The 23,140-nt window shown below is 48.0% G+C and carries 25 protein-coding genes; 4 read left to right on the top strand and 21 right to left on the bottom strand.

Annotation, left to right across the window (positions count from 1 at the left end; all coding sequences use genetic code 11):
* The first annotated feature begins 512 nt into the window (after positions 1-512).
* Entirely contained in the window at positions 513-1,076 is a 564-nt protein-coding gene (locus ACO0K3_RS07250; RefSeq protein WP_422959872.1) for a phasin family protein, read from the top strand.
* Between the two features lie 102 nt (positions 1,077-1,178).
* Here ACO0K3_RS07250 and ACO0K3_RS07245 read toward each other — a convergent pair whose 3' ends face one another.
* From ACO0K3_RS07245 to ACO0K3_RS07220, 6 genes are all read right to left on the bottom strand, one after another.
* Positions 1,179-1,901 (bottom strand): ABC transporter ATP-binding protein, encoded by a 723-nt coding sequence (locus tag ACO0K3_RS07245; RefSeq protein ID WP_422956237.1) that lies wholly within the window; start codon positions 1,899-1,901, stop codon positions 1,179-1,181.
* Complete coding sequence (locus tag ACO0K3_RS07240) at positions 1,901-2,671, bottom strand: ABC transporter ATP-binding protein (protein WP_422983253.1); 771 nt, start codon at positions 2,669-2,671, stop codon at positions 1,901-1,903. Before ACO0K3_RS07240 ends, ACO0K3_RS07245 begins: the two co-directional genes overlap by 1 nt.
* An 11-nt stretch (positions 2,672-2,682) precedes the next feature.
* The gene (locus tag ACO0K3_RS07235; protein WP_422956239.1) at positions 2,683-3,879 is read right to left on the bottom strand and encodes an ABC transporter permease subunit; all 1,197 of its coding nucleotides are present in this window, start codon (positions 3,877-3,879) and stop codon (positions 2,683-2,685) included.
* Between the two features lie 11 nt (positions 3,880-3,890).
* Positions 3,891-4,820 carry a branched-chain amino acid ABC transporter permease gene (locus tag ACO0K3_RS07230; RefSeq protein ID WP_422983251.1) on the bottom strand — a complete coding sequence of 310 codons (930 nt, stop codon included), beginning with the start codon at positions 4,818-4,820 and terminating at the stop codon, positions 3,891-3,893.
* 539 nt (positions 4,821-5,359) lie between these two features.
* Positions 5,360-6,295: a 4-hydroxy-3-methylbut-2-enyl diphosphate reductase gene (gene ispH, locus ACO0K3_RS07225; RefSeq protein ID WP_422983249.1), complete on the bottom strand. Its 936-nt coding sequence runs from the start codon at positions 6,293-6,295 to the stop codon at positions 5,360-5,362.
* Positions 6,292-6,747 (bottom strand): FKBP-type peptidyl-prolyl cis-trans isomerase, encoded by a 456-nt coding sequence (locus tag ACO0K3_RS07220; protein ID WP_422983247.1) that lies wholly within the window; start codon positions 6,745-6,747, stop codon positions 6,292-6,294. Before ACO0K3_RS07220 ends, ispH begins: the two co-directional genes overlap by 4 nt.
* 85 nt (positions 6,748-6,832) lie before the next feature.
* On the opposite strand from ACO0K3_RS07220, the gene radC reads away from it, so the two are divergent.
* From radC to rpmG, 3 genes are all read left to right on the top strand, one after another.
* Complete coding sequence (radC, locus tag ACO0K3_RS07215) at positions 6,833-7,507, top strand: RadC family protein (protein WP_422983245.1); 675 nt, start codon at positions 6,833-6,835, stop codon at positions 7,505-7,507.
* A gap of 160 nt (positions 7,508-7,667) precedes the next feature.
* Positions 7,668-7,904, top strand: coding sequence for a 50S ribosomal protein L28 (gene rpmB / locus ACO0K3_RS07210; RefSeq protein WP_186947587.1), 237 nt, complete (start codon positions 7,668-7,670; stop codon positions 7,902-7,904).
* Between the two features lie 26 nt (positions 7,905-7,930).
* Positions 7,931-8,098, top strand: coding sequence for a 50S ribosomal protein L33 (rpmG, locus tag ACO0K3_RS07205; RefSeq protein ID WP_110257750.1), 168 nt, complete (start codon positions 7,931-7,933; stop codon positions 8,096-8,098).
* 170 nt (positions 8,099-8,268) lie between these two features.
* Here the strand turns inward: rpmG and ACO0K3_RS07200 are convergent, their stop codons facing one another.
* The 15 genes from ACO0K3_RS07200 to ACO0K3_RS07130 all read right to left on the bottom strand — a co-directional run bounded on the left by ACO0K3_RS07200 (position 8,269) and on the right by ACO0K3_RS07130 (position 23,009).
* On the bottom strand, positions 8,269-9,471 hold the full coding sequence (locus ACO0K3_RS07200; RefSeq protein ID WP_422983243.1) for a DesA family fatty acid desaturase: 1,203 nt from the start codon (positions 9,469-9,471) through the stop codon (positions 8,269-8,271).
* 99 nt (positions 9,472-9,570) lie between these two features.
* Positions 9,571-10,878 carry a mechanosensitive ion channel family protein gene (locus ACO0K3_RS07195; RefSeq protein WP_422983241.1) on the bottom strand — a complete coding sequence of 436 codons (1,308 nt, stop codon included), beginning with the start codon at positions 10,876-10,878 and terminating at the stop codon, positions 9,571-9,573.
* Between the two features lie 29 nt (positions 10,879-10,907).
* Positions 10,908-12,164 (bottom strand): RsmB/NOP family class I SAM-dependent RNA methyltransferase, encoded by a 1,257-nt coding sequence (locus tag ACO0K3_RS07190; RefSeq protein WP_422983239.1) that lies wholly within the window; start codon positions 12,162-12,164, stop codon positions 10,908-10,910.
* An 85-nt stretch (positions 12,165-12,249) separates the two neighbouring features.
* Complete coding sequence (gene purN, locus ACO0K3_RS07185; RefSeq protein WP_422983237.1) at positions 12,250-12,858, bottom strand: phosphoribosylglycinamide formyltransferase; 609 nt, start codon at positions 12,856-12,858, stop codon at positions 12,250-12,252.
* Positions 12,859-13,011: 153 nt separating this feature from the next.
* Complete coding sequence (locus tag ACO0K3_RS07180; RefSeq protein ID WP_422984029.1) at positions 13,012-13,476, bottom strand: barstar family protein; 465 nt, start codon at positions 13,474-13,476, stop codon at positions 13,012-13,014.
* On the bottom strand, positions 13,476-13,862 hold the full coding sequence (locus tag ACO0K3_RS07175; RefSeq protein ID WP_422983235.1) for a ribonuclease: 387 nt from the start codon (positions 13,860-13,862) through the stop codon (positions 13,476-13,478). The genes ACO0K3_RS07180 and ACO0K3_RS07175 overlap by 1 nt, the downstream gene beginning before the upstream one ends.
* An 86-nt stretch (positions 13,863-13,948) precedes the next feature.
* On the bottom strand, positions 13,949-15,157 hold the full coding sequence (locus tag ACO0K3_RS07170; protein WP_422983233.1) for a patatin-like phospholipase family protein: 1,209 nt from the start codon (positions 15,155-15,157) through the stop codon (positions 13,949-13,951).
* Positions 15,158-15,316: 159 nt separating this feature from the next.
* Positions 15,317-16,075, bottom strand: a complete 759-nt coding sequence (locus ACO0K3_RS07165; protein WP_422983231.1) for a 3-hydroxyacyl-CoA dehydrogenase — start codon at positions 16,073-16,075, stop codon at positions 15,317-15,319.
* A gap of 252 nt (positions 16,076-16,327) precedes the next feature.
* On the bottom strand, positions 16,328-18,583 hold the full coding sequence (locus ACO0K3_RS07160) for a sodium-translocating pyrophosphatase (RefSeq protein ID WP_422983229.1): 2,256 nt from the start codon (positions 18,581-18,583) through the stop codon (positions 16,328-16,330).
* Positions 18,584-18,824: 241 nt separating this feature from the next.
* Complete coding sequence (gene adk / locus ACO0K3_RS07155; RefSeq protein ID WP_422956253.1) at positions 18,825-19,481, bottom strand: adenylate kinase; 657 nt, start codon at positions 19,479-19,481, stop codon at positions 18,825-18,827.
* Positions 19,482-19,789: 308 nt separating this feature from the next.
* Positions 19,790-20,536: a 3-deoxy-manno-octulosonate cytidylyltransferase gene (kdsB, locus tag ACO0K3_RS07150; RefSeq protein WP_422983227.1), complete on the bottom strand. Its 747-nt coding sequence runs from the start codon at positions 20,534-20,536 to the stop codon at positions 19,790-19,792.
* Positions 20,537-20,559: 23 nt separating this feature from the next.
* Positions 20,560-20,730 carry a Trm112 family protein gene (locus ACO0K3_RS07145; RefSeq protein ID WP_262838570.1) on the bottom strand — a complete coding sequence of 57 codons (171 nt, stop codon included), beginning with the start codon at positions 20,728-20,730 and terminating at the stop codon, positions 20,560-20,562.
* Positions 20,711-21,781, bottom strand: a complete 1,071-nt coding sequence (lpxK, locus tag ACO0K3_RS07140) for a tetraacyldisaccharide 4'-kinase (protein WP_422983225.1) — start codon at positions 21,779-21,781, stop codon at positions 20,711-20,713. Before lpxK ends, ACO0K3_RS07145 begins: the two co-directional genes overlap by 20 nt.
* 173 nt (positions 21,782-21,954) lie before the next feature.
* Positions 21,955-22,404, bottom strand: a complete 450-nt coding sequence (locus ACO0K3_RS07135; RefSeq protein WP_422959890.1) for an ExbD/TolR family protein — start codon at positions 22,402-22,404, stop codon at positions 21,955-21,957.
* Positions 22,404-23,009, bottom strand: coding sequence for a MotA/TolQ/ExbB proton channel family protein (locus ACO0K3_RS07130; protein ID WP_422956257.1), 606 nt, complete (start codon positions 23,007-23,009; stop codon positions 22,404-22,406). The genes ACO0K3_RS07135 and ACO0K3_RS07130 overlap by 1 nt, the downstream gene beginning before the upstream one ends.
* Positions 23,010-23,140: the final 131 nt, after the last annotated feature.

Genomic DNA, 23,140 nt, shown 5'->3' with positions numbered 1-23,140 from the left:
ACTGCTTTTAAAGTTAGCTGTTGGCGCTACGACTTTACCTGTTCTGCGTATTGATCACTTCGGGTCAACATCGGTCAAAAATCTTTAATGCCACCGCCTGAAGTACCAAGCTTATTACAGAGCGGCGGATCAGTTCCATTTAAAAATTTTCATCATTTTGCATTCGCAACGTTTTTACCGAGCAATTTAAGACGTAATAATTGCTTTTGGCAACTTACACAGCGATTTACTTTTAACCGCGTCGTTTCATGAACCAGTCACAATTCCTACAGATAATCATGAATGATTAACAATAATTCACCCCAAGAAAGCTGGTGATAGATTTTATTGGGAATCTAGTTTGTTTTAAAAAAGACACTTTTATTGCATTGCACAATTTTTCTTGACTTTCCTCTATTAATCAATAAAATGCACCATATTGCAGTGCACAAAACGCGGCATCAATGCAATATAATTCACTGTAGCAAACCCGATACTTGATCAAACTGACTCATTCCTTTTAGGAGAAATCTATGTTTTCCGTACCTGAACAGTTTTCTGCTGCGACTAAAGCAAACTTCGATGCCCAACTGGCGCTGATCACTGCCTTGACTGGCAAAGCATTTGAAGGTGTAGAGAAATTTGTCGAACTAAATCTGACCGTTGCAAAAACATCACTGGAAGAATCAACAGCAGCCACAAAACAATTATTGGCGGCAAAAGATCCACAAGAATTTTTCAGCCTGTCCGCAGCACAAGCTCAACCGAATGCTGAAAAAGCCTTGGCTTACGGTCGTCATCTGTCGAACATCGCTTCCAGCACACAAGCCGAATTTACACGTGCTGCAGAAACTCAAATCGCTGAAACAAACCGTAAAGTTCTGGCATTGTTTGACGAAGTCTCAAAAAATGCACCAGCCGGTACAGAAAACGTCGTCGCATTTGTGAAGACGGCATTCAATAATGCCAATGCAAGCTACGATCAATTCACTAAATCGAGCAAACAGGCGGTAGAGGCATTGGAAGCCAATCTGAATAATGCGGTAACCCAGATCTCTACAGCGACCGAAAAAGCAACGACTCGCTCTAAGAAATAATTTCAGCGTCCTCCTTATCATTTCTTCAAACAAGGTCTTCTGGCGTTGTTTGAAATAAAAAAGCCTCGATATAAATCGAGGCTTTTTTGTATTCCATTTAGTTTATTCGCCCAGGTAGGCTGCCTGCACTTTAGGATCATTCAACATATCTTTACCTTTGCCCGTCATTGTGATCGCGCCAGAATCCATCACGTAGCCACGATGCGCGGCTTGCAGCGCGAGCTTCGCATTTTGCTCGACCAATAAAATAGTCACGCCTTGCGCAGAAACATTCCGCACAACTTCAAAGATTTTTTCAACCATGATAGGCGACAAGCCCATGGACGGTTCATCTAGCAGCAGTAATTTTGGGTGACTCATCAACGCACGGGCCATTGCCAGCATCTGCTGCTCACCGCCTGACAAAGTACCAGCCAACTGCGCGGCACGCTCTTTCAGACGTGGAAAAACGGCGAACCATTTTTCGATATCCTGATTGATGCCTGCTTTGTCGTTGCGAGTGAATGCACCCATCATGAGATTTTCCAGAATAGTCATACGAGTAAAAACACCCCGTCCTTCCGGTACCATCGCCAGATGATTATTCACCAGCTCAAATGAGTTAATGCCACGGATAGATTTGCCGTCATAGAGGATTTCTCCTTCTACCTTGCAGCTTGGCAAAGTACCTGTAATAGCTTTGAGCGTCGTGGTTTTACCTGCGCCATTGGCACCAATCAAGGTAATCAGCTCACCTTTATTGACCTCTAAATCAATGCCCTTAACCGCTTTAATGCCACCGTAAGCAACCTTGAGGTTACTAATCTTTAATACGTTATCAACCATTAGTGAGAACCTCCCAAATACGCTTCAATCACTGCTGGATTTTTCTGAATGTCCGCAGGTACGCCTTCAGCAATTGGCTTGCCGTAATCTAACACCGTGATTCTGTCGCATAAGCCCATCATCAATTTGACGTCATGTTCGATCAGCAAAATTGTCTTGCCTTCCGCTTTGATCTTAACCAGCAACTCGCGCAGAGCCAATTTCTCAGTCGCATTCATACCTGCAGCCGGTTCATCGAGTGCTAACAATTTTGGATCTGTTGCTAATGCACGAGCGATTTCGAGACGACGCTGATCGCCATAGGACAAATATTTGGAAGTACGATCTGCAAACTGTCCGATTCCGACAAAATCGAGCAACTCCTGGGCACGAGCTTTGATATCGGCTTCCTCTTTACGAGCTGCCTTACCGCGAAAGACCGCGCCCAAGACACCCTGATGAGTACGGATGTGCCGGCCAACCATGACATTTTCCAGTGCAGTCATCTCACCGAACAAGCGGATATTTTGAAATGTACGTGCAATACCCGCTTTTGCTACCTCGTGAGGAGCTGATGGTGAGTACGGCTTGCCATCTAGTTCAAATGTCCCTGTGTCTGGCTGGTATAAGCCTGTAATGACGTTGAAGAATGTCGTTTTACCGGCACCGTTAGGACCAATCAGGCCGTAAATCTGACCCTGTTTAATATTGATCCCAACATTCGACAAAGCTTGCAAACCGCCGAAGCGCTTATTTGCTCCCTCGATTTTTAATATAGTTTTTTCAGTCATGTCGGTATCCCTTAAGCCGCAGCTGGCGTATCGTTGCTGCTGGTTATTCTGTCTTCATGCTTAGGTGCTGGCCACAAACCGGCTGGTCTGTTCAACATAATCAATACCATAGCCAGACCGTATAGCAATTGGCGCAAGACTTCAGCCTCAATCAAAATTTTGCCAAATAACAGGTTCTGAATAGGCTCGACGCTATGACGCAGAATCTCAGGCAATGCGGCAAGCAGTATCGATCCAAGAATCACTCCGGGTATATGACCAATTCCGCCCAAAACAACCATTGCCAGCACCACGATTGACTCGGTCAGAGAGAAGGATTCAGGTGAGACAAAGCCTTGGAATGATGCGAACATTGCACCAGAAACGCCACCAAAAGATGCGCCCATGGAGAACGCGAGCAATTTGATATTACGCGTATTAATGCCCATCGCCTTAGCAGCAATTTCGTCTTCACGAATCGCGACCCAAGCACGACCTAAGCGAGAATCTTGCAAGCGCAAAGAAACAAAAATAATACCGATGCACAGAGCCAGAAACAGGAAGTAGTAGGCATTCACGGACGGCATACTGATGAAACCGAAGTGGACTGTCGCATTAGAGCCGGCCTCACCTGACAGCGATACACCAAAGATGCGGATAGGATCAATCATATTGATACCCTGAGGGCCATTAGTGATATTTACCGGCGAGTTCATGTTATTCATAAAAATACGAATAATTTCACCAAAACCCAAAGTCACAATTGCCAGATAATCGCCGCGCAGCTTTAAGGTTGGTGCGCCTAACAATGCACCAAACAGACCAGCCAGCGCAGCTGCCAGCGGCACAATAACCCAGACAGATAAATGCAGACCTGTCTGTGCGATCTCAGGTCCAAACACCCACATCAGAAAATTACCAACTGCCGGATAATTATTAACAAAAGATTCGAGTACAACAGCAAACTGCGGTGATGCCAGCAAACCTGCCATGTAAGCACCGACAGCATAAAACGCGATATAACCCAGATCCAGCAAACCGGCAAAGCCGACTACAATATTTAACCCCAGCGCTAACATAATGTAGAGCAAGGCAAAATCAATAATACGAACCCATGAGTTGCCAAAATTGGCAGCAATAAATGGGAACAACACCAAGACGACACCCAAGACAGCAAAGCTCGTGTAGGCCTTGCTTGGATTCGCTTTTATATCAAAAAAATTCGACATTCATGCTCTCCTTATGCACGGTCAGCAACACGTTCACCCATGATGCCGGATGGGCGCAGAGTCAACACGATAATCAATACAACAAACGCGAAAATATCCTGGTATTGGCTGCCGAGCAGGCCGCCAGTCAATTCACCGATATAACCCGCTCCCAGGCTCTCGATCAGGCCAAGAATAATGCCACCGACCATCGCACCATAAATATTACCGATACCTCCCAAGACAGCAGCAGAGAAGGCTTTCAGGCCTGGCAAGAAGCCCATTGCGAACTGTGCAGACGAATAGTTAGCCGCCCACATCACACCCGCAATTGCCGCAAGTGAGGCGCCGATGGCAAAGGTCGCCACAATAACTTTATTAGAATCAACTCCCATCAAACCTGCTACACGTGGATTCTCTGCAGTGGCGCGCATGGCTCGTCCCATCTTGGTTTTCTCTACCAGCAAAACTAAGCCGACCATCGCAAGAGTCGCCAGAACCAGCAATAAAACCTGTGTTTGCGAAATCACTGCGCCACCGACGGGAATCGGCGTTGACGGCATCACACTTGGGAAAGAAATCGGACTGCGGCCCCAGATAATCATGGCGAACACCTGAACCAATTGAGAAATACCAATCGCGGTAATCAATGGAGCCAGACGCGGTGCGTTACGCAATCTGCGATATGCAACACGCTCAATCACTACGTTCACGATGATACAAACGGGAATGGCGCCGATAATCGCAATCAGTAATTGAACAATACCGGGTAGATCCGGTGCAATAATACCGAGTAATTTCAAGATACTCAGTCCCGCCATAGCACCGACCATGAGTACATCGCCATGAGCGAAGTTGATCAGATTCAGTACACCATAAACCATGGTGTACCCCAGCGCGACCAAAGCATACATAGACCCTAATACCAGGCCATTTATTATTTGTTGGATAAATGTATCCATATTGCTTCTCTCTTTATGAACGGATGGGAATTTTTACCGAGATACCTGAATATCTCACTTTAAGATTACTCAGCAAAAATCATTCCTGATAACAAAAACGGCACCAAGTAATTCTTGTGTGCCGCTCAATTTAAGCGCCTGTTATCCGAAAAGACGCTTCATGCAATGTGGAGCAATTGAAATAGTGGAATGACGCATAGTAAAACTCTCCTCAACAACTTTTGGCAAAAAGCTTTTGTAATATTTTTATGTAACCTATTCCACGCCTGCCTGCTTAATCGAAAGGAAGGTCGTGAAATTCGGCGGGATTATACAGAGATTGACTGGGAAGTCATGAACAAAAATACTACCACCATATTAAGCCCGAACCCATACTACTATACCGGTCTGATACTGCACAGTGTAAAAAATGACTCTTGGTCAATCAAAGTTCAGCAATGTTAGCGATGAATTCGCGAAATAAAATACTGAATAAACGGCATGTAGCAAATTATTATTTACGCAAGATCAAAATGCGCTTAGTCAGAGCGCATTTTGCATTACCCAGTCAGCCCCTTTGGCATAGGGAACGTTACGTTTTCTTCGGCACCATCCAAAGCACGCACACTTTGCGCACCTAATTGCTTCAGTCGATCAATAACTTGTTGTACCAAAACCTCAGGTGCAGATGCACCCGCGGTGACACCGATGCGGCGGGAATCTTTCAACCAGTCTGCCTGAATCTGGGAAGCGTTATCAACCATGTAGGATGCCGCACCTTTTTTCTCAGCCACTTCACGCAGGCGATTGGAGTTCGAACTATTCGCGCTGCCGACAACAATCACCAGGTCAACTTGTGGCGCCATAAACTTAACAGCCTCCTGGCGATTGGTTGTGGCATAACAAATATCGCCCTTTTTTGGCTCACTAATTTGGGGAAATTTAGTTTTGAGTGCAGCGATAATTTCAATCGTGTCATCAACCGACAAAGTGGTCTGAGACACATAAGCAAGTAAATCAGGGTTGGACACCTTCAAATTGGCCACATCATCGACGGTCTCAACGAGATGCATCCCGCCTTCCGTCTGCCCCATTGTTCCCTCAACTTCCGGGTGTCCTTGATGGCCGATCATGATGATTTCACGACCTTCTTTACGCATTTTCGCAACTTCAATATGGACCTTAGTAACTAGAGGGCAAGTTGCATCAAAAACCGTCAGACCTCTTTTGCTAGCTTCTTTACGAACCGATTGAGAAACGCCATGTGCAGAAAAAATCACTGTATTACCTGCGGGAACATCCGCTAATTCCTCTATAAAAATAGCCCCCTTCTGACGCAGGTCATTGACTACATAAGCGTTGTGTACAATTTCGTGACGGACATAGATAGGCGCACCAAACTGCCGCAGAGCCCGCTCTACGATTTCAATAGCACGATCAACCCCTGCACAAAACCCACGCGGCTGCGCCAATACAATTTCTTTGTCCATAGTCATAAAATACCGATGATTTTTGTTTCAAACAGGACAGTCTGGCCTGCCAGAGGGTGGTTAAAATCAAATAAGGCGCCGTCCTCATCAATTGCCCTGAGAATCCCGGCAAAACGCCCTCCAGACGGAGCGGCAAATTCAACCAAATCACCAATGACATACTGCTCACCAAAAGCGGAATTTTCTTTTAACGTTGCGCGGGAAACACGCTGTATCAGCGCGGGATTGCGCGGACCGAATGCCTGCTCCGGCGCAAGCTCCTGTGTCGTATGAGAGCCTTCCTCAAGATTCAACAACGCCCTCTCCAGCTCAGGAGCGAGCTGACCATTTCCCATTTGCAAAGTCGCCGGACTTTCCTTAAAAGTACTGATAATATCCTCACCATCCAGCGTGGCAAGGCGATAATGCAAAGTCAGATAAGCATCGGGTGTAACGACAGGGATAGCGTGGTTTGACATAATTAAGGTGAAGTTCGATCAAGCCTCTATTGTATGTCAGCTCGATGAAGTACTGATTATTCTCTCATTTTGTGAAGGACTTTTGATGGCGATTACCGACTGGCCCGAAGATCAACGTCCCCGTGAACGATTAATTAAATTTGGCGCTCAGGCATTATCTGATGCTGAGTTATTAGCAGTTTTTTTGCGAGTAGGCGTCAGCGGTAAAAGCGCTGTAGATTTAGGCCGCGACATGCTGAGTCAATTTGGCTCATTGACAGGGTTATTCGCTGCGGATATCAAAAATTTTTCTGCGATGCACGGTCTAGGTAATGCTAAATATGCGCAATTACATGCCGTCCTGGAACTGGCTAAACGCGCTATTTCTGAAGAATTACAGGCCGCTCCGCTACTGTCCTCACCGCAAGCGGTCAAAAGCTATTTACAGCTGATGATAGGTAGCAAACCTTACGAATCATTTGCCGTATTATTTCTCGACATCAAAAATCGACTCATTACCTCATCCGAGCTGTTCCGGGGTAGTCTTAGTCAAGCCAGCGTATATCCAAGAGAGGTAGTCAAAGCAGCATTGCAACATAACGCAGCAAGTATCATTTTGGCGCACAATCATCCCTCTGGCAGCGCAGAACCGAGCGATGCGGACATTACTCTGACCAAAACCTTAAAACAAACTCTGGCATTGGTTGATGTCAGAGTACTGGATCATTTCATTGTAGCCAATCCTCATGTCTATTCATTCGCTGAACATGGACAAATCTAGACTGCAAATACATGAATACGTCCAAAAGCCTTGAAATTTACAATTGTTAAATTAAATAAAAATAAAAGACACAATTGTTTTTCGCAAGTCGTTGATATTTAGTGGAATTTTCGTTATACTTCCATTTTTTCCAAATTCGGAAACATTTAAGGAGTTAAACATGGCACGTGTTTGCCAAGTAACTGGGAAGGGGCCAATGGTTGGCAACAACGTATCCCATGCGAACAACAAAACTAAACGTCGCTTTTTGCCTAACCTGCAAAATCGTCGCTTTTTCGTAGAATCAGAAAATCGCTGGGTTTCCCTGCGTTTGTCTAACGCTGGTCTGCGCGTCATTGACAAAATCGGCATTGATGCGGTTTTGACTGACCTGCGTGCTCGCGGCGAAAAAGTTTAAGCGAAAATCACTGTTAGGAAAATATCATGGCTAAATCTGGTCGCGACAAAATCAAACTGGAATCGACTGCTGGTACAGGTCATTTCTATACCACATCAAAAAACAAGCGCACAATGCCTGAAAAAATGGAGATCATGAAATTTGATCCCAAGGCACGTAAGCATGTAATCTACAAAGAAACTAAGATTAAATAATTTTAGTTATCTCAAAAAAACCTGCAATTTGCAGGTTTTTTTTCGCCGTTATTTTCTATTGCGGCAGTATTTTTGGATTAGCGCCCACTATTACCATAGCTCACCTCTACCAGAGATTCAGGCTTAATAAAAAAGCACCCGAAGGTGCTTTTTAGATCAAGCTCAATAACTTAAGCGTAAGTACGTAATCTGAGCGAGAAGTCATGCAAAGTCTGAATACCTGAGGCCTCAGCACGTACGCACCAGTCTTGCAATTGATGCACCAATTGCTCGCGGCTCACTGTAGAGCGCTCCCAGATTAAGCCCAATTCCACACGCATATCGTGCATTGTTTTCAGAGCACTGCTGTGTGCCAACACTTCTGATAATTGTTGCTTTTGCGGTGCTTCTAATTTAGTAGGCTCACGCTGTAAAAGGGTTTTTGTCGATTTAAGCAAGCTCGCTTCAAACTGCGCTTTTTCGCGCAGCTGAGCAACTTCATCTCTCCAAGCACGGCGCAAGGATTTTGTATATTTTGCCATTACGTCGTAGCGATTTGTAATAACCGCTTGCAGAGTGTCCATATCAATCACGGATTTAATCTCGGCAAACTTCGGTTCAGGAGCAACTTTTTTCACGGTAGCCAGACCGACAATCTCCATTGTGCGGATATATAACCAACCGATATCGAATTCATACCATTTGGATGACAACTTAGCTGAAGTACCGAAGGTGTGGTGGTTGTTGTGCAGCTCTTCGCCGCCAATCAAAATACCAAAAGGCACGATGTTACGAGATGCATCTACACAATCGTAATTGCGATATCCCCAGTAGTGGCCGATACCATTGATAATGCCAGCCGCTGTTACAGGGATCCACAACATTTGAACAGCCCACACCGTAATACCAATTACACCGAATAGAATAAGATCGATGATCAGCATTAACGCAACGCCCTGCCAACTGAATCGAGTATATAAATTACGTTCAATCCAGTCATCAGGTGTGCCGTGCCCATACTTTTGCATGGTTTCCAGATTTTTTGACTCGGCGCGATATAACTCAGCTCCTTGCCAAAACACTTTTTTAATACCGCGCGTCACCGGGCTGTGAGGATCTTCCTCAGTTTCGCATTTTGCATGATGCTTACGGTGAATTGCCGCCCACTCCTTGGTCACTTGGCCAGTAGTAAGCCATAGCCAGAAGCGGAAGAAATGACTTGGAATCGCATGTAGTTCCAGAGCACGATGTGCCTGGCAACGATGCAAAAAGATCGTGACGCTGGCAATCGTAATATGGGTAACGACCATCGTGAAGATGAATACTTGCCAACTTGTGGCACGAGTAATGCCGTTAGACAAAAAATCAATTGCGGTATCGATAAAAGTGCTCAAAATGACATGTACTCCATGGTTAATGACACTATCTTGTCGTCTATTGACAAAAGCAAAGCATCAAAAATTTTCTAAAATTTTTTGTATTGTACGCTCTTTTTAAGTCTGCCCTGAAACTTTCTCTGGCGTATTGATGAAGGTCAGAACCCGTTGAGGGTATGGCACTTCGATTTTACGTTCCTGCAATAATTTCCATATTGCACGATTTACTTCAGATAACACATTAGAGCGTCCATTTTCAGGGTCGGATATCCAGAATCCGACACGCAATTCCAGTCCATCGGCACCGAATCTCATTAAGTAAGCAGAAGGCGGGGTATCTTTCGATACACGGGGCACATCAGCAGCGGTTTGCGCAAGCAGCGGTAGCAAAGCTTCAATGTCGGTCTGATAAGCTACCGTAATATCCGTTCCCATCGCCACAGAACTGTCGCTTAAAGAAAAATTCTGCACCGGATTCGACACCAGCATTTCATTCGGTATGACAGATTCTCCACCATCGAGGCCCTTTAATACCGTATACCGAGTGTTAATTTGTGTCACACGACCGTTAAACTTATCGACCGCAATCATGTCGCCTATGGACAAACTCCGGTCGAGCAAAATGATAAAACCAGACACATAGCTACTGGTAATTTTTTGCAAACCAAAACCAAGACCAACACCCAATGCACCGCCGAATACGGATAAAACAGTCAAATCGATACCAACAATGGTCAGACTGATCAGAATCGCCAGCAAAATGAGTACGGCACGGCCAAATCGCGATAACACTACCTTTAAGGAGGTATGCATCGTCGGTAATAGCATCAGGCGCGCCTCTAGCGCAGCACTCGCCCATAACGCCACGATCAGCGTCACCGCAACCGAAACAAGCGCCTGTAATATGGATAATATCGATACCTTGTTATGTCCAATTGGCAAAACCGCTTCATCCAGGCTCGTCAATAATTCCTGCCACAAGCCGGTGAAGTGCAACACCACACCGAGCCAGACTAATCCTGCAAATAATTTTTCAAAAATCGTCAGAAAAGCGCCGATCTTGCCTTCCTTAACAAAAGTTCTTCTGACTACATAAAAACCGAAGCGGATTAATGCCAGTGAACCGATGATAGGAAAAAGCAGGCTCAGCAAATGAGTATGTTGCCAGCGGCCTAAAATACCTTTGGCGATCAGGATGAATATCAGAGATAAACTGGGAAACAAGACGCGATGGAAGCTCTCGACTCCCATCTTCATCATTCCGGAAGCACTCTCCGAACTGGAAAAGCTTTTTCGCAGCAATCCTGCCAGATACCATGCCAGGAAAAAGCAGAACAATACCGTTCCTACCTGCCATAAGAAGTTGGTATCGTGCAGATCGTCCGATAAATCGGACAGCAGGCTAGCTAGTAAAGGTGTACTCATCAATGCAGCGAACAAAAAGGCTTGATCAATTATTTATTGCGTTCTAAGACAGCGGCAAAAAAACCGTCCGTCTGGTGCACATGTGGCATCAGCTTTAAATAGTCACCCATTTCCAAATCAATTTTTTGCTCAGCCAACACTTGGGATACAGGTAGCAAGCTGAAATCAGGATGCGCAGCAATGAAAGCCTGAACAATCGCTTCATTCTCTTCATCAAGAACGCTACATGTTGCATAGACTAGGCGACCACCTGCCTTAACTAGTCTTGCTGCGCTATCAAGTATTGATGCTTGTTTGACGTTCAACTCAGCAACACCGACTTGCGTCTGGCGCCACTTCACATCCGGATTACGACGCAAAGTACCCAAACCGCTGCAGGGTGCGTCGACCAGAACACGGTCTAACTTACCGGCAAGACGCTTGATTTTGGCGTCTTTTTCGTGCGCGATGACAACTGGGTGCACGTTTGACAAACCACTTCTCGCGAGGCGCGGCTTTAGTTTTGCCAGACGTTTTTCAGAGATATCGAAGGCGTATAAACGGCCTGTGTTACGCATACTGGCGCCCAGCGCCAGAGTTTTACCTCCAGCACCGGCACAGAAATCGGCCACCATCTCACCGCGTTTCGCACCCAGCAGTTGGGCAAGAATCTGACTACCCTCATCCTGCACTTCGATTGTGCCGTCTTTAAACAAAGGCAAATTTTGGATGGTTGGTTTTTTCTTGATGCGCAATCCCAGCGCAGAATAAGGCGTAGGCTCCGCGATAATCGGCGCCTGGGCTAAAGCGGCAATCACATCGTCGCGATTCCCCTTCAGCGTATTGACACGTAAGTCCAGTGAGGCTGGCGTATTTAAGGCATCGGCCAAAGCCAAAGCTTCTGGCTCACCGAATTTAGCCAAGAATTTTTCCCACAACCACCCTGGCAAATTCGATTTCAATGCAGGGGGCAAATGGTTACGGTCGATCAGCATGACGCGCTGCAACCATTCCGTCTCTTCTTCACTTAGACCACCCAAAGAATCAACTCCTACCGCATCTGCCAGCCCCAATAAGGTCAGGCGACGCATCGCCGGGCCGCTGCCGGACTCAGAAAAACTTGTGTAAACACTTTTATTACGCAGAAGACCGTAAATACCCTCCGCAACAACGCCACGTTCGCGCGACCCGAGGCGAGGATGCTCGCGGAAATAGCGCGACAAGGTCACGTCTGCGGGACCTGTAAAGCGCAAAATTTCACGCAACACTTCTTCTGCATGACCAACAATGGCCGGAGGTAATCTCATTTGGTTTCCTTTTTCAATTCTTTAGTTGACGGCAGCACCTGACTCATCACAAAAAAGAGTCCGGGCGAACGGTAATACGAGCAAATCAGTGTAGCTCTACGCGAACGCGCTGATCAACAATGCTTAGTTTATCGTCGATAAACCATTTCACCGCTCTGGGATAGATGATGTGTTCCTGCTCAAGAGCACGATGAGAAAGACTGTCTACTGTATCGTCATGGAATACCGGTATCGCAGCCTGATCAATAATCGGCCCATGATCAAGTTCTGGCGTAACAAAATGCACAGTAACTCCGTGGATCTTGACACCGGCGTCCAGCGCTTGCTGGTGGGTGGCAAGACCAACGAAACTAGGCAATAAAGACGGATGAATATTGATCATACGCCCCATGTAATGTTCGACAAATGGTGTAGTCAGAATGCGCATGAATCCCGCCAGCACAACCAGATCTGGGGAGAATTGATCAATGACCATTTTCAACTCTGCATCGAATGCATCACGTGAGGTGAAATTCTTACTTGGAACGACGACAGCCGGAATACCCATAGTGGCGGCGTATTCAAGTCCGCTAGCATCTGCCCGATTACTGATTACCGCCGCAATTTGCGCTGCCCATTGCTCTGTTTTAGCTGCCTGAACGATCGCTTGCATGTTGCTGCCGCGTCCAGAAATTAAAATCACAATCTTTTTCATGGCGGCATTGTACCGCTGTAAGGCCCTGAGCCTCAAATAATTCGATCATAGGTACCAGGCGACATTGCCGCTATGAACAAGAAATACATGTCAAATACATGTGATCTGCCGGGAGCAAGACCTATATTTGATGGCAAAGTATCATGTTATTGCTTATTCGAACGAATAAAAAACTCTAAAAGCAACTTTCCTGTCCGCCCAAAAATCAGCGGCATCCCTAAAAACATCCAATAAGGTTTCCCGCGCTTCCTTATCAAACTTAGGTGTATTAGGTAATTGCTCCAGCACGACCACAAAACCTGGCTGAGAACCCGATTGATGAATGAGGTCCGTCAGGCAATCCGACAGGGCGTCAAAATTTTTACCAAAATGCTTGGGAAAGCCAAATGACGTCGCAATTTTTCCCAGAACCTGTTGTTTAGTCGTAGCTTCCAGGCAATACGCATATAAAAAATGCTGACCAAGGCTAGCCGCTTCTTTTTGTAAATCAGGCACCCGGAAAGCACGAATGGATTGCACAACATTCGGTGCTACTGTTTTGAGCAAACTCATTTCTCCCTCTGCTGGTGAGATTATTGTCATAGGTTCCGGCTTGCTAAGGTCTATCTTCAAAGAGATTACTCTTTTACTCGTCTAAAACTCTCGTAATGATCGTCGGTATAATAGTATTCTCCCGACGTCCTAGAATCACCGCCCGCAATAATGCGACGTGCACCGCGACTTCTCGACCGGGGTGTCTTGACGGTGAACTCGTGGTAATAACCACGTTTTTGCTTAGGCAATCTGGCTTCATAATTCCCGAAGACGACACCGTCTTTGTCATACGGAAACGGGCCGCCCTGCTTAATCAACACCAGTGTTACTTGCGCCTCTTTAGGTAAATCCGATACAGAAATACTCTGTAATCCATAGAAATCTTTGGCAGAGACAACAGACGACAACAGCAACATCGCCAGCAAAATCAGATATTTTTTTAAAAATGTTGCGTTGAAATTGTTTAACATTTTGTCAGGCAACGATGTAATTCAATGTCATAGATTAACGTTTTGTGTAAAGCGAATCAATCTTTATTATTCAAAATACAATATAACTATTGTGGCTTTGCTATTTCTGAGCTCAGCTTTTCAGCATCATCTGAGAAAAACTTCAACACATCAGCCTGTCTGGCCCAGGTATCTTTTTTACCTAACTCAATCAGCTCCCTGGTATAACTCGATTCAAACAATAAGTAAGATGCCAAGGCAGATCCGCGCACCTCAGTTGCACCTATGCCACCCAGCATGGTTCTGACGGGGAGCGGCAAACTGTTGGTATGACGACTGGCAATTTCGTCGAGTCGCTGCGATGGCGCAATCACCAGCAAGTCCACTGGCTTCAACGGCGTGTTTTGCAAAGCCTCCGGCGGTAGCATGGACAATGTTTTGTTAATGCGCATCAGCCGTTCTATATCAACCGCCAGACTATCGAGAAAGATACTTGACATCGCATGGCCTGCGATTTGCGCCAGACTCGGATACTGAGCGACCTCATTTGACTCACGTGGAGGCTCAGATAAGCGACCGGCACCGACGATCAGCACCTTCTTTGCACCGAGATGGATGGCTGGCGAAATAGGTGCCAATTGGCGCATAGAGCCGTCACCGCAATACTCCAGACGACCGCCCCAGTTCAACGGAACCGACGGAAAAATAAATGGAATGGCCGATGACGCCAGAAGATGCTGAACCCCGATAAAATCCCTCTGCGCAAGACGCTGACTGCGGATCCAGGGCTCAATATCCGCCAGTGTCTGATAAAAGGTTAAATGCTGTCCCGCCGTATAAGACGAGGCGGTAACTGCCAATGCCCTCAGTACGCCACTTACCAGCGCCTGATCCAATCGCGTCAGGTCCAGCATACGATTCAATAAATCTTCGAGAGGCGAATTGTCGAGCAGCGAATTGGGCGGTGATTTACGCCATTTGTTGAGCAGCCAGCCAAATGACATCAGCGACAACCAGCGGGCACCCGAACGAATTACACCTAAAGAATCAGCCCGGTACACTTGAGCGGCCTGAAAATTCTCCCAGACATGCAAAATACTGGACACCGATTCGCGAAAATTGTCGGCACGGCAGGCTAATGCCGTAGCATTAATAGCACCGGCAGAGGTACCGCAAATAATGCCAAAGGGATTGCGCTCACGCGCCCACCCTGCCTCCAACAAAATATCGGAAATCGCCTTGAGCACGCCGACCTGATAGGCTGCGCGGGCACCGCCGCCCGTCAAAATCAATCCTGTAGTGGCATTACTATTCATGAGTTTCTTTTAATTGAAGCGTTCGCAAGAACACTTTTTTGTCTCCATGCCCCAAATAAAAAAGGCAAGCCGAAAGCTTGCCTTAGTGTATTAGCTGACTGTCGAAAAGTCATGTTGCACGCAATGTATTCCGTCGTGAACTGACAAATAACAACATGCTTATTTCGGTTGCATACGAATTGCGCCATCGAGACGAATTGTTTCGCCGTTCAACATCACGTTTTCGATGATGGACTTAGCAAGGTGCGCATATTCATCAGGCTTGCCCAGCCGCGGTGGGAAAGGTACCATTTTACCCAGCGCGTCCTGTACTTCTTGCGGCATACCTAACAACATCGGCGTCTCAAAAATACCTGGAGCAATCGTCATCACTCGGATGCCGCTGCGCGATAAATCACGTGCCATCGGCAAAGTCAGGCCAACTACCGCTGCTTTAGACGATGCATAGGCCGCCTGCCCGATTTGTCCGTCATATGCAGCAACTGAGGCCGTATTAATAATCACGCCACGCTCACCTTGTACAGTCGCATCGGTTTTACCCATAGCGTCAGCGGCTAAACGGCACATATTGAAAGTACCGATCAGGTTGATGTTGACTACGCGCTGAAATACGTCGAGAGGATGCGGACCGTCTTTTCCCACTGTTTTGATGGCGGGAGCAACGCCGGCGCAATTCACCAGTCCGCGCAGAGTTCCCATCGCTGTTGCAGCCGCAACAACCGCCAGACCATCGGCTTCAGAGGTGACATCACATTTCACGAATGTGCCGTTCAGTTCTGCTGCCAGTTTTTCACCGGCCTCGACTTGTACGTCCGCGAGAACAACTTTCCCGCCATTCGCAACCAACATACGGGCCGTTGCGGCTCCCAGACCTGAAGCACCGCCAGTAATAATAAATACGCTATTTTGAATATCCATCTTGTCTCTTCCTTTGTCTTTCTGTTTCTTCCAATTATTGCTATGGAGTTACTGTGGAGTTGTGCCGTCGGGGTATTGCATCCGGCGATACAAGGCTAATCGATGTGACGCTTACAATACTGATATTTACGACTACTTTGATGCTCAATTTACGTTTACGTAAACGTCACTATGCGTATATTGTACCGAAAATTATTCATTCAAAATAAAAAAAGGCGACTCGCGCCGCCCTTTCTGGTTTTGAATGTCTGCTTATTTTGCTGGCGCGCTTGCTGCCGCAGACGACTCTGATGCTGAGACTGACGCCGGGGATGAAAGTACTGCTGGATCGCTCACAGTCTCGATCGCTGCTGGAAGTGTGGCAGGCACAGCAGGGATGCTAGCGGCAACGACAGCGCTGGCACTCGCCGATATCGATGGCGGCGGCTCTGCCGGATGCGTCGTTGCCATGCTCGTTCCCGTTCCCGGCAATAGAGGTACTAACAGTAAAGCGACGATATTGATAATTTTGATTAAAGGATTAATCGCAGGACCGGCAGTGTCCTTATAGGGATCGCCGACGGTGTCGCCTGTTACTGCGGCCTTATGCGCTTCTGAGCCTTTACCGCCGTGGTGACCATCCTCGATATATTTCTTCGCGTTATCCCAGGCACCACCACCTGTGGTCATCGAAATCGCCACAAACAGACCCGTCACGATGGTTCCCATCAGCAAACCACCTAGCGCTGCCGGTCCTAGTAACAGCCCCACCAGGACAGGCACAATAACCGGCAACAAAGACGGCACAATCATTTCCTTGATGGCCGAGGTGGTCAGCATATCGACGGCTTTATCATATTCAGGCTTGCCACTGCCATCCATAATGCCTTTGATCTCTTTGAACTGGCGACGTACCTCGACTACCACAGCGCCAGCGGCGCGCCCAACCGCTTCCATCGCCATTGCGCCAAATAAGTAGGGAATCAAACCACCGATAAACAAGCCGACAATCACTTGCGGGTTAGACAGATCAAACGACGTACTTTTACCGACGGAATCGAGCGCATGGGTGTAATCAGCAAATAAAACCAGAGCCGCCAAACCAGCCGAACCGATTGCATAGCCTTTGGTCACTGCCTTGGTGGTGTTCCCTACCGCATCCAGAGGATCCGTAATGGCACGCACCGAAGCGGGCATTTCAGACATTTCAGCAATCCCGCCGGCATTATCGGTAATCGGCCCATATGCATCGAGCGCCACGATGATTCCCGCCATCGACAACATCGATGTTGCTGCAATCGCAATACCGTACAAACCGGCAAGCCAGTAAGACACCAGAATAGCCGCACAGACTGCCAGAACGGGATAGGCAGTCGACTTCATCGATACTCCGAGACCCGCAATAATATTGGTGCCGTGGCCAGTCGTTGATGCCTGCGCCACATGCTGTACCGGTTTGAAATCCGTCCCGGTGTAGTACTCGGTGATATAGACCATCAATCCGGTCAACACAATTCCCACGACCGTTGAACCCATCATTGGCATGCGCATATCTTCTGGCATCACCGTCCAGGTGACGATCGCAAAACCGATCAGCGACAGGCCCGCGGCCCACCAGAGTCCGGTATATAGCGCAGACATGATTTTTTTACCCGGCTTTGCCTTCACCATAGAACAGCCGACAATCGATGCCAGAATAGATACCGCACCGAGCATCAAGGGATAGACGATTGCCTGAGTTGTAGCATTTGTGATGACCAGAGCACCAAGCAACATCGTCGCAATCAGGGTCACTACATAGGTTTCAAACAAATCAGCCGCCATACCGGCACAATCGCCGACGTTATCACCGACGTTATCAGCAATCACGGCAGGATTACGCGGATCATCCTCCGGGATACCCGCTTCAACCTTGCCGACCAGATCCGCGCCGACGTCTGCGCCCTTAGTAAAAATACCACCGCCAAGACGCGCAAAAATCGAAATCAGTGACGCCCCGAAAGCCAGGCCGATCAGAGGCTTGATCACGTCATGCTGACTCAAGGCAGAGGCAGAGCCCGGGCTATGCAGCGCGGACAGCATCAGTATCCAGTAAAAAATCGTCACGCCCAATAAGCCAAGGCCGACGACCAGCATACCGGTAATAGCGCCACCTTTAAAAGCCACATCGAGCGCCTCATTCATGCCGCGGGTCGCCGCCTGTGCAGTCCTGACGTTGGCCCGTACCGAGACATTCATCCCGATAAATCCGCATGCTCCGGATAAAACCGCACCAACCAAAAACCCCATCGCCGTCGTTAATCCCAAGCCCGGCACCAAGGCAATTGCAACAAATAAGACGACGCCGACAATCGCAATCGTTCTATACTGCCTGGCCAGGTACGCAGCCGCGCCTTGCTGTATCGCCGCGGCAATTTCCTGCATTCGAGCGTTACCTGCATCCTGTTTTAAAATCCAGTTTCGCGACACCAAACCGTAGAGCACGGCGATGACTCCGCACGCAATCACAAACCATAGACCTGCTGCCATGTTGACTCCTCCAATTGTTATGGGCTTCCTTTGCATGGGTAATGCAAACTTGCCTTTTTGTGACAATATAAAACGGCGACCAAGTGAAACAACCACGACTTTTCATCTATTCCACACTTGTATGACCAAGGTGAAATCATGAATCCTGCGTACTGCACAACTGAACCGTTGCCCATGTTTATTGGAGAAGCATTTGCCAGGGCTAGCAAGAAAAAAGCGGACCACCAGGTCCGCTTTTCGTTTATTCCGAGAGTGCGGCGAAGGCACTGTCTCTGATTGTTTCTACCGGTCCGACACCGGCAATCTTGCGATATTTCGGTGCACCTGGCTTGCCGGATTTTGCCCAATCACCGTAGTAGCCAACCAGCACTTCCGTTTGTTCGTGGTAGACACTCAGACGTTTTTTGACGGTTTCTTCTTTGTCGTCGTCACGCTGTATCAATTCCTCACCCGTAACATCGTCTTTGCCCTCGACTTTGGGGGGATTGTATTTGACGTGATATACGCGACCAGAACCCGGGTGCACACGACGGCCGCTCATACGGTCAATGATGGCCGCATCTGGAACATCGATTTCCAATACATAATCAATCGTAACGCCAGCGTCTTTCATCGCATCTGCCTGAGGCGTCGTGCGAGGGAATCCGTCAAACAAGTAGCCATTTGCACAATCCGCTTGCTGCAAACGATCTTTCACCAGACCGATGATGATGTCGTCCGACACCAGGCCACCCGCATCCATCACCGCTTTGGCAGCCAGACCCAGAGGCGTGCCCGCTTTCACAGCAGCTCTGAGCATGTCGCCGGTAGAGATTTGTGGAATATTGAATTTTTCTTTGATGTAATTAGCTTGTGTGCCTTTGCCAGCACCAGGCGCTCCCAACAAAATAAGACGCATGTTATTTCCTAAAAGACGAGTTTGAATAGTGTGAATTGTTTGTATCTTTGTGCATGACAGCCTGAGGCCGCGATGCCATATTTTTCTGCGAAACCGTGATTTTGTTCTTGGTGCTTATTATTTTTATAGAAATGACGCACTAGTAATATCACAGTATCTTTTCACGAAACTTACCACAATTTTTTATATTATTGATGCTTTGCCATGAAATCATGTGCTTCATCAAGATTTTTCATGTGAATTTCGCGACGCTCCTGCTATTGCCTTAAGCTTGCCTTCACTTTGCTTTAGTTGTTCTTTCAATTGCCTTAATAAAATGTCCGTACCCTCTCCAGGTCTTCCGGCGTATCCACGCCGGGTGCCGGGCTGGCATGTGTGACATGAACTGCAATAGCGTGACCGTTCCACAACACCCGCAATTGCTCCAGAGCCTCAATCTGCTCCAGAGGTGATAAATCGAGCGTAGGGTAAGACAATAAAAAATCATTCCGGTAGGCGTATAAGCCAATATGTCTGAGCGGCGCATATCCCGCTGGCAAAGTGTCACGCGTGACAGCAAATCCGTCCCGGTGCCAGGGAATCGTCGCACGCGAAAAAGTCAAAGCGCGACCGAATTTATCGAGCACCACTTTGACGACATTCGGATTAAACACGTCCTGTAGGTCATGCAACGGATGTGCGGCTGTCGCCATCGGTACGGTCGCACTGACCAGACCAGCAGTCGCAGCAATCAATACCGGATCGATCAATGGCTCATCACCTTGCACATTGACGACCACCGCATCGGCTGGTAACGCCATCAAAGCAGAGACCTCGGCAATCCGGTCTGTGCCAGACGGATGATCCGCTCGTGTCATACAAGCCGGAATACCGTGTTCGCGGCAAGCGGCCAGAATATCTGCATGATCGGTTGCCACCATGATCTGCGAGGCGCCAGACAATAAAGCCCGCTCAGCGGTGCGCACCACCATCGGTTTGCCTCCCAGATCGGCTAAAGGCTTATTTGGCAAACGACTCGATGCCAGACGCGCTGGAATAATGACGGTAAAGCTCATAGACTGATCTTCAATTCTGAGACTTACGCTGCGGGCAATTGACGAGCCTGATCTACCCACATGATAGGAATATCATCCCGAATCGGAAAAGCCAGTTTATCGGCATTACAAATTAATTCTTGTGCCGCTTTATCGTACACCAGAGGACTTTTGCACAAAGGGCAGACCAAGACATCAAGCAAGCGTGCGTCCATGTTGTTTCTCCGAAATCAGTTCAATTATTTGTTGTGCGAAACGGGCATCCAGTTGCGCATCCACTGGTACTACCCATACGCGTGCATCTTGTTGCAATGCCGCTATCTGCCGACATTTTACTGCATCCTTTTCGGTAATCAGAATGATGTCAGACCGAATCTGCGCAAAACTTGCGACATTAAATGGATAGTGATCTGGCATAGGCAGGCCTTCGCACTGCACTCCCGCCCTGGCGAGCATGGTAAAGAACCGTTGTGGATTGCCGATACCCGCAACCGCCGTGACTGTGCGCATTGTCAGGGGATCGTTTGCAAGCTGCGCTAATATTTGTGTATTGCTCGGATCACATAGCTGATATGCGGCTCCCGGCAACAATTGCATGCGTGAGATTGGGGTATTGGGTTCGCTGCCAAGCTCAGGCAACGCCGCGTCAGCAGGCGCGTTGACTACCGTAAAATCGCGGCGCCGCTGTACTGGTTCGCGCAAGGGGCCGGCGGGCAACAACCAGCCATTACCGACACCGCGCTGATCAAACAAGACGATTTCTACATCGCGCGCCAACGCATAGTGCTGAAGGCCGTCATCAGAGATAATCACATTCACTTCAGGATGTGCGAGCAACAGCATCTGTGCCGCAGCCACCCGCTGCCGCCCGACAGCCACCGGGGTGTTGGTGCGTGTATGTATCAGCAGAGGCTCATCACCGACGATTTGCGCCAGCGAATTCGCATCCACCAGCACGACAGCGCTGGCGTCGGCCGCATAGCCGCGCGAGATAACGCCAGGCGTCCAGCCCGCAGCCCGCAATTGCTGCACCAGATAAATCACCAGCGGCGTCTTGCCAGTGCCACCGACAAAAATATTGCCGACCACGATGACCGGGACTGCGAGTTGCGTCTGTGCTTTGTAGCCGAGCAAAATTAAGCCGAGCCGGAAGCCAATCAGCAACTGAAATACTATAGCGAGCGGCCACAGCAGGCACGCCAGCACACCGCGCCGCAGCCATGCGCGCATCAATCCAGCTTCTACCATTGAACGAAATGACTGCAAGATATCCTCAACCATACTCTACGGGAGTATCAAGATTAAATGGCCTATTGCGCACGTAGATTGTGCGGAACAGGCCATTGAATGAAGATACTCCCGATTTATTCTATTTTTTTACATTTTTTTGTATTTTGCCACCAGCTCTCGAAAGCAGCTTACTACAAAGCGTATCAACGCTATTTCGATTTCCCAGAGGCTTGCGCTGCGAATGTCACTTTTGCCAGGCCAGCGATACGCGCGGCTTCCAGAACATCGATCACGGACTGATGCGTTGCGGCGCGATCGGCATTGATAATCACAATAGGATCACGCTGAGCACCTTCTTTGCCCGCTTCTAAAGCCGTTGCCGCCTGCTTCAGATCCTGCGCCAGAGTCGCCGTATCGAGAAACGACACCGCCTGATTATTGATCTTGTAGCGACCTTGCGCATCAATCCCGATATCGATCTGATTCGGCTTATCTTGCGCCTTCTCAGCATCGGCAGTCGGCAGCGTGATCTGCAATTCGGTAAAACGGCTATACGTCGTTGTCACCATCAAAAAGATCAAGATCACCAACAAAACGTCAATGAAAGGAATTAGATTAATCTCAGGGTCTTCACGCCCCTGTCCTTTACGAAAATTCATTATTTTCTCGCGCTGTGGACAGTATCAACAAATTTCACTGCCTGCTGTTCCATGTCCACCACCAGGCTATCTACCAGCGCACGGAAATGGCGATAAAAAATCAGGGCAGGCATCGCGATCAGCAAGCCGAAACCCGTGTTGTACAGAGCGACAGAAATACCGTGCGCGAGTTGCGCAGGATTTGCTCCTGATGCGTTTTGTGAGCCAAAGATTTCAATCATACCAACCACGGTACCGAACAGCCCCATCAATGGCGCCAGGGACGCAATCGTACCCAAGGTAGTCAAGAAACGTTCCAGCTCGTGCGCAACACCGCGCCCCGCTTCTTCGATCGATTCTTTCATCACCTCACGTGGCGCATTGACATTGCGTAAACCTGCGGCGAGCACTTTACCCAACGGGGAATTGTTCGATAACTGATCGATGACTTCTTGTTTGATTTTACCCGCGTGATAAACGCGAATCACCTCGTCGAGCAAAGTGCGCGGCAATATACGCTGGCGACGCAGCGATAAGCTACGCTCAATGATTAATGCCAGTGCAATAATCGATGCAACCAGTAGAAGATAGATTGGCCAACCAGCCGCTTGAATAATGGCAAACAAAAGTGACTCCTTAGTCCTTGGTAGTGCGAAGATGGGTTCGCGCATTTCGCTCGGGTATCAGGCGCTATACAACATGCGCCCGGCAGCTTTACTTTCGCCAAGCTAACACGATGCGGATCACACCCATGTTA

Source organism: Undibacterium sp. Rencai35W, from assembly GCF_049340185.1.
Classification (GTDB): domain Bacteria; phylum Pseudomonadota; class Gammaproteobacteria; order Burkholderiales; family Burkholderiaceae_D; genus Undibacterium.
This window is presented reverse-complemented; position numbering and strand designations above follow the sequence as displayed.

Excerpts from the sequence above, each read along its gene's own strand:
- ACO0K3_RS07250 (WP_422959872.1), top strand. The coding sequence starts at position 513 with ATGTTTTCCGTACCTGAACAGTTTTCTGCTGCGACTAAAGCAAACTTC.
- ACO0K3_RS07245 (WP_422956237.1), bottom strand. The coding sequence starts at position 1,901 with ATGGTTGATAACGTATTAAAGATTAGTAACCTCAAGGTTGCTTACGGT.
- ACO0K3_RS07240 (WP_422983253.1), bottom strand. The coding sequence starts at position 2,671 with ATGACTGAAAAAACTATATTAAAAATCGAGGGAGCAAATAAGCGCTTC.
- ACO0K3_RS07235 (WP_422956239.1), bottom strand. The coding sequence starts at position 3,879 with ATGTCGAATTTTTTTGATATAAAAGCGAATCCAAGCAAGGCCTACACG.
- ACO0K3_RS07230 (WP_422983251.1), bottom strand. The coding sequence starts at position 4,820 with ATGGATACATTTATCCAACAAATAATAAATGGCCTGGTATTAGGGTCT.
- ispH (WP_422983249.1), bottom strand. The coding sequence starts at position 6,295 with ATGACTATGGACAAAGAAATTGTATTGGCGCAGCCGCGTGGGTTTTGT.
- ACO0K3_RS07220 (WP_422983247.1), bottom strand. The coding sequence starts at position 6,747 with ATGTCAAACCACGCTATCCCTGTCGTTACACCCGATGCTTATCTGACT.
- radC (WP_422983245.1), top strand. The coding sequence starts at position 6,833 with ATGGCGATTACCGACTGGCCCGAAGATCAACGTCCCCGTGAACGATTA.
- rpmB (WP_186947587.1), top strand. The coding sequence starts at position 7,668 with ATGGCACGTGTTTGCCAAGTAACTGGGAAGGGGCCAATGGTTGGCAAC.
- rpmG (WP_110257750.1), top strand. The coding sequence starts at position 7,931 with ATGGCTAAATCTGGTCGCGACAAAATCAAACTGGAATCGACTGCTGGT.
- ACO0K3_RS07195 (WP_422983241.1), bottom strand. The coding sequence starts at position 10,878 with ATGAGTACACCTTTACTAGCTAGCCTGCTGTCCGATTTATCGGACGAT.
- ACO0K3_RS07190 (WP_422983239.1), bottom strand. The coding sequence starts at position 12,164 with ATGAGATTACCTCCGGCCATTGTTGGTCATGCAGAAGAAGTGTTGCGT.
- purN (WP_422983237.1), bottom strand. The coding sequence starts at position 12,858 with ATGAAAAAGATTGTGATTTTAATTTCTGGACGCGGCAGCAACATGCAA.
- ACO0K3_RS07175 (WP_422983235.1), bottom strand. The coding sequence starts at position 13,862 with ATGTTAAACAATTTCAACGCAACATTTTTAAAAAAATATCTGATTTTG.
- ACO0K3_RS07170 (WP_422983233.1), bottom strand. The coding sequence starts at position 15,157 with ATGAATAGTAATGCCACTACAGGATTGATTTTGACGGGCGGCGGTGCC.
- ACO0K3_RS07165 (WP_422983231.1), bottom strand. The coding sequence starts at position 16,075 with ATGGATATTCAAAATAGCGTATTTATTATTACTGGCGGTGCTTCAGGT.
- ACO0K3_RS07160 (WP_422983229.1), bottom strand. The coding sequence starts at position 18,583 with ATGGCAGCAGGTCTATGGTTTGTGATTGCGTGCGGAGTCATCGCCGTG.
- adk (WP_422956253.1), bottom strand. The coding sequence starts at position 19,481 with ATGCGTCTTATTTTGTTGGGAGCGCCTGGTGCTGGCAAAGGCACACAA.
- kdsB (WP_422983227.1), bottom strand. The coding sequence starts at position 20,536 with ATGAGCTTTACCGTCATTATTCCAGCGCGTCTGGCATCGAGTCGTTTG.
- ACO0K3_RS07145 (WP_262838570.1), bottom strand. The coding sequence starts at position 20,730 with ATGGACGCACGCTTGCTTGATGTCTTGGTCTGCCCTTTGTGCAAAAGT.
- ACO0K3_RS07135 (WP_422959890.1), bottom strand. The coding sequence starts at position 22,404 with ATGAATTTTCGTAAAGGACAGGGGCGTGAAGACCCTGAGATTAATCTA.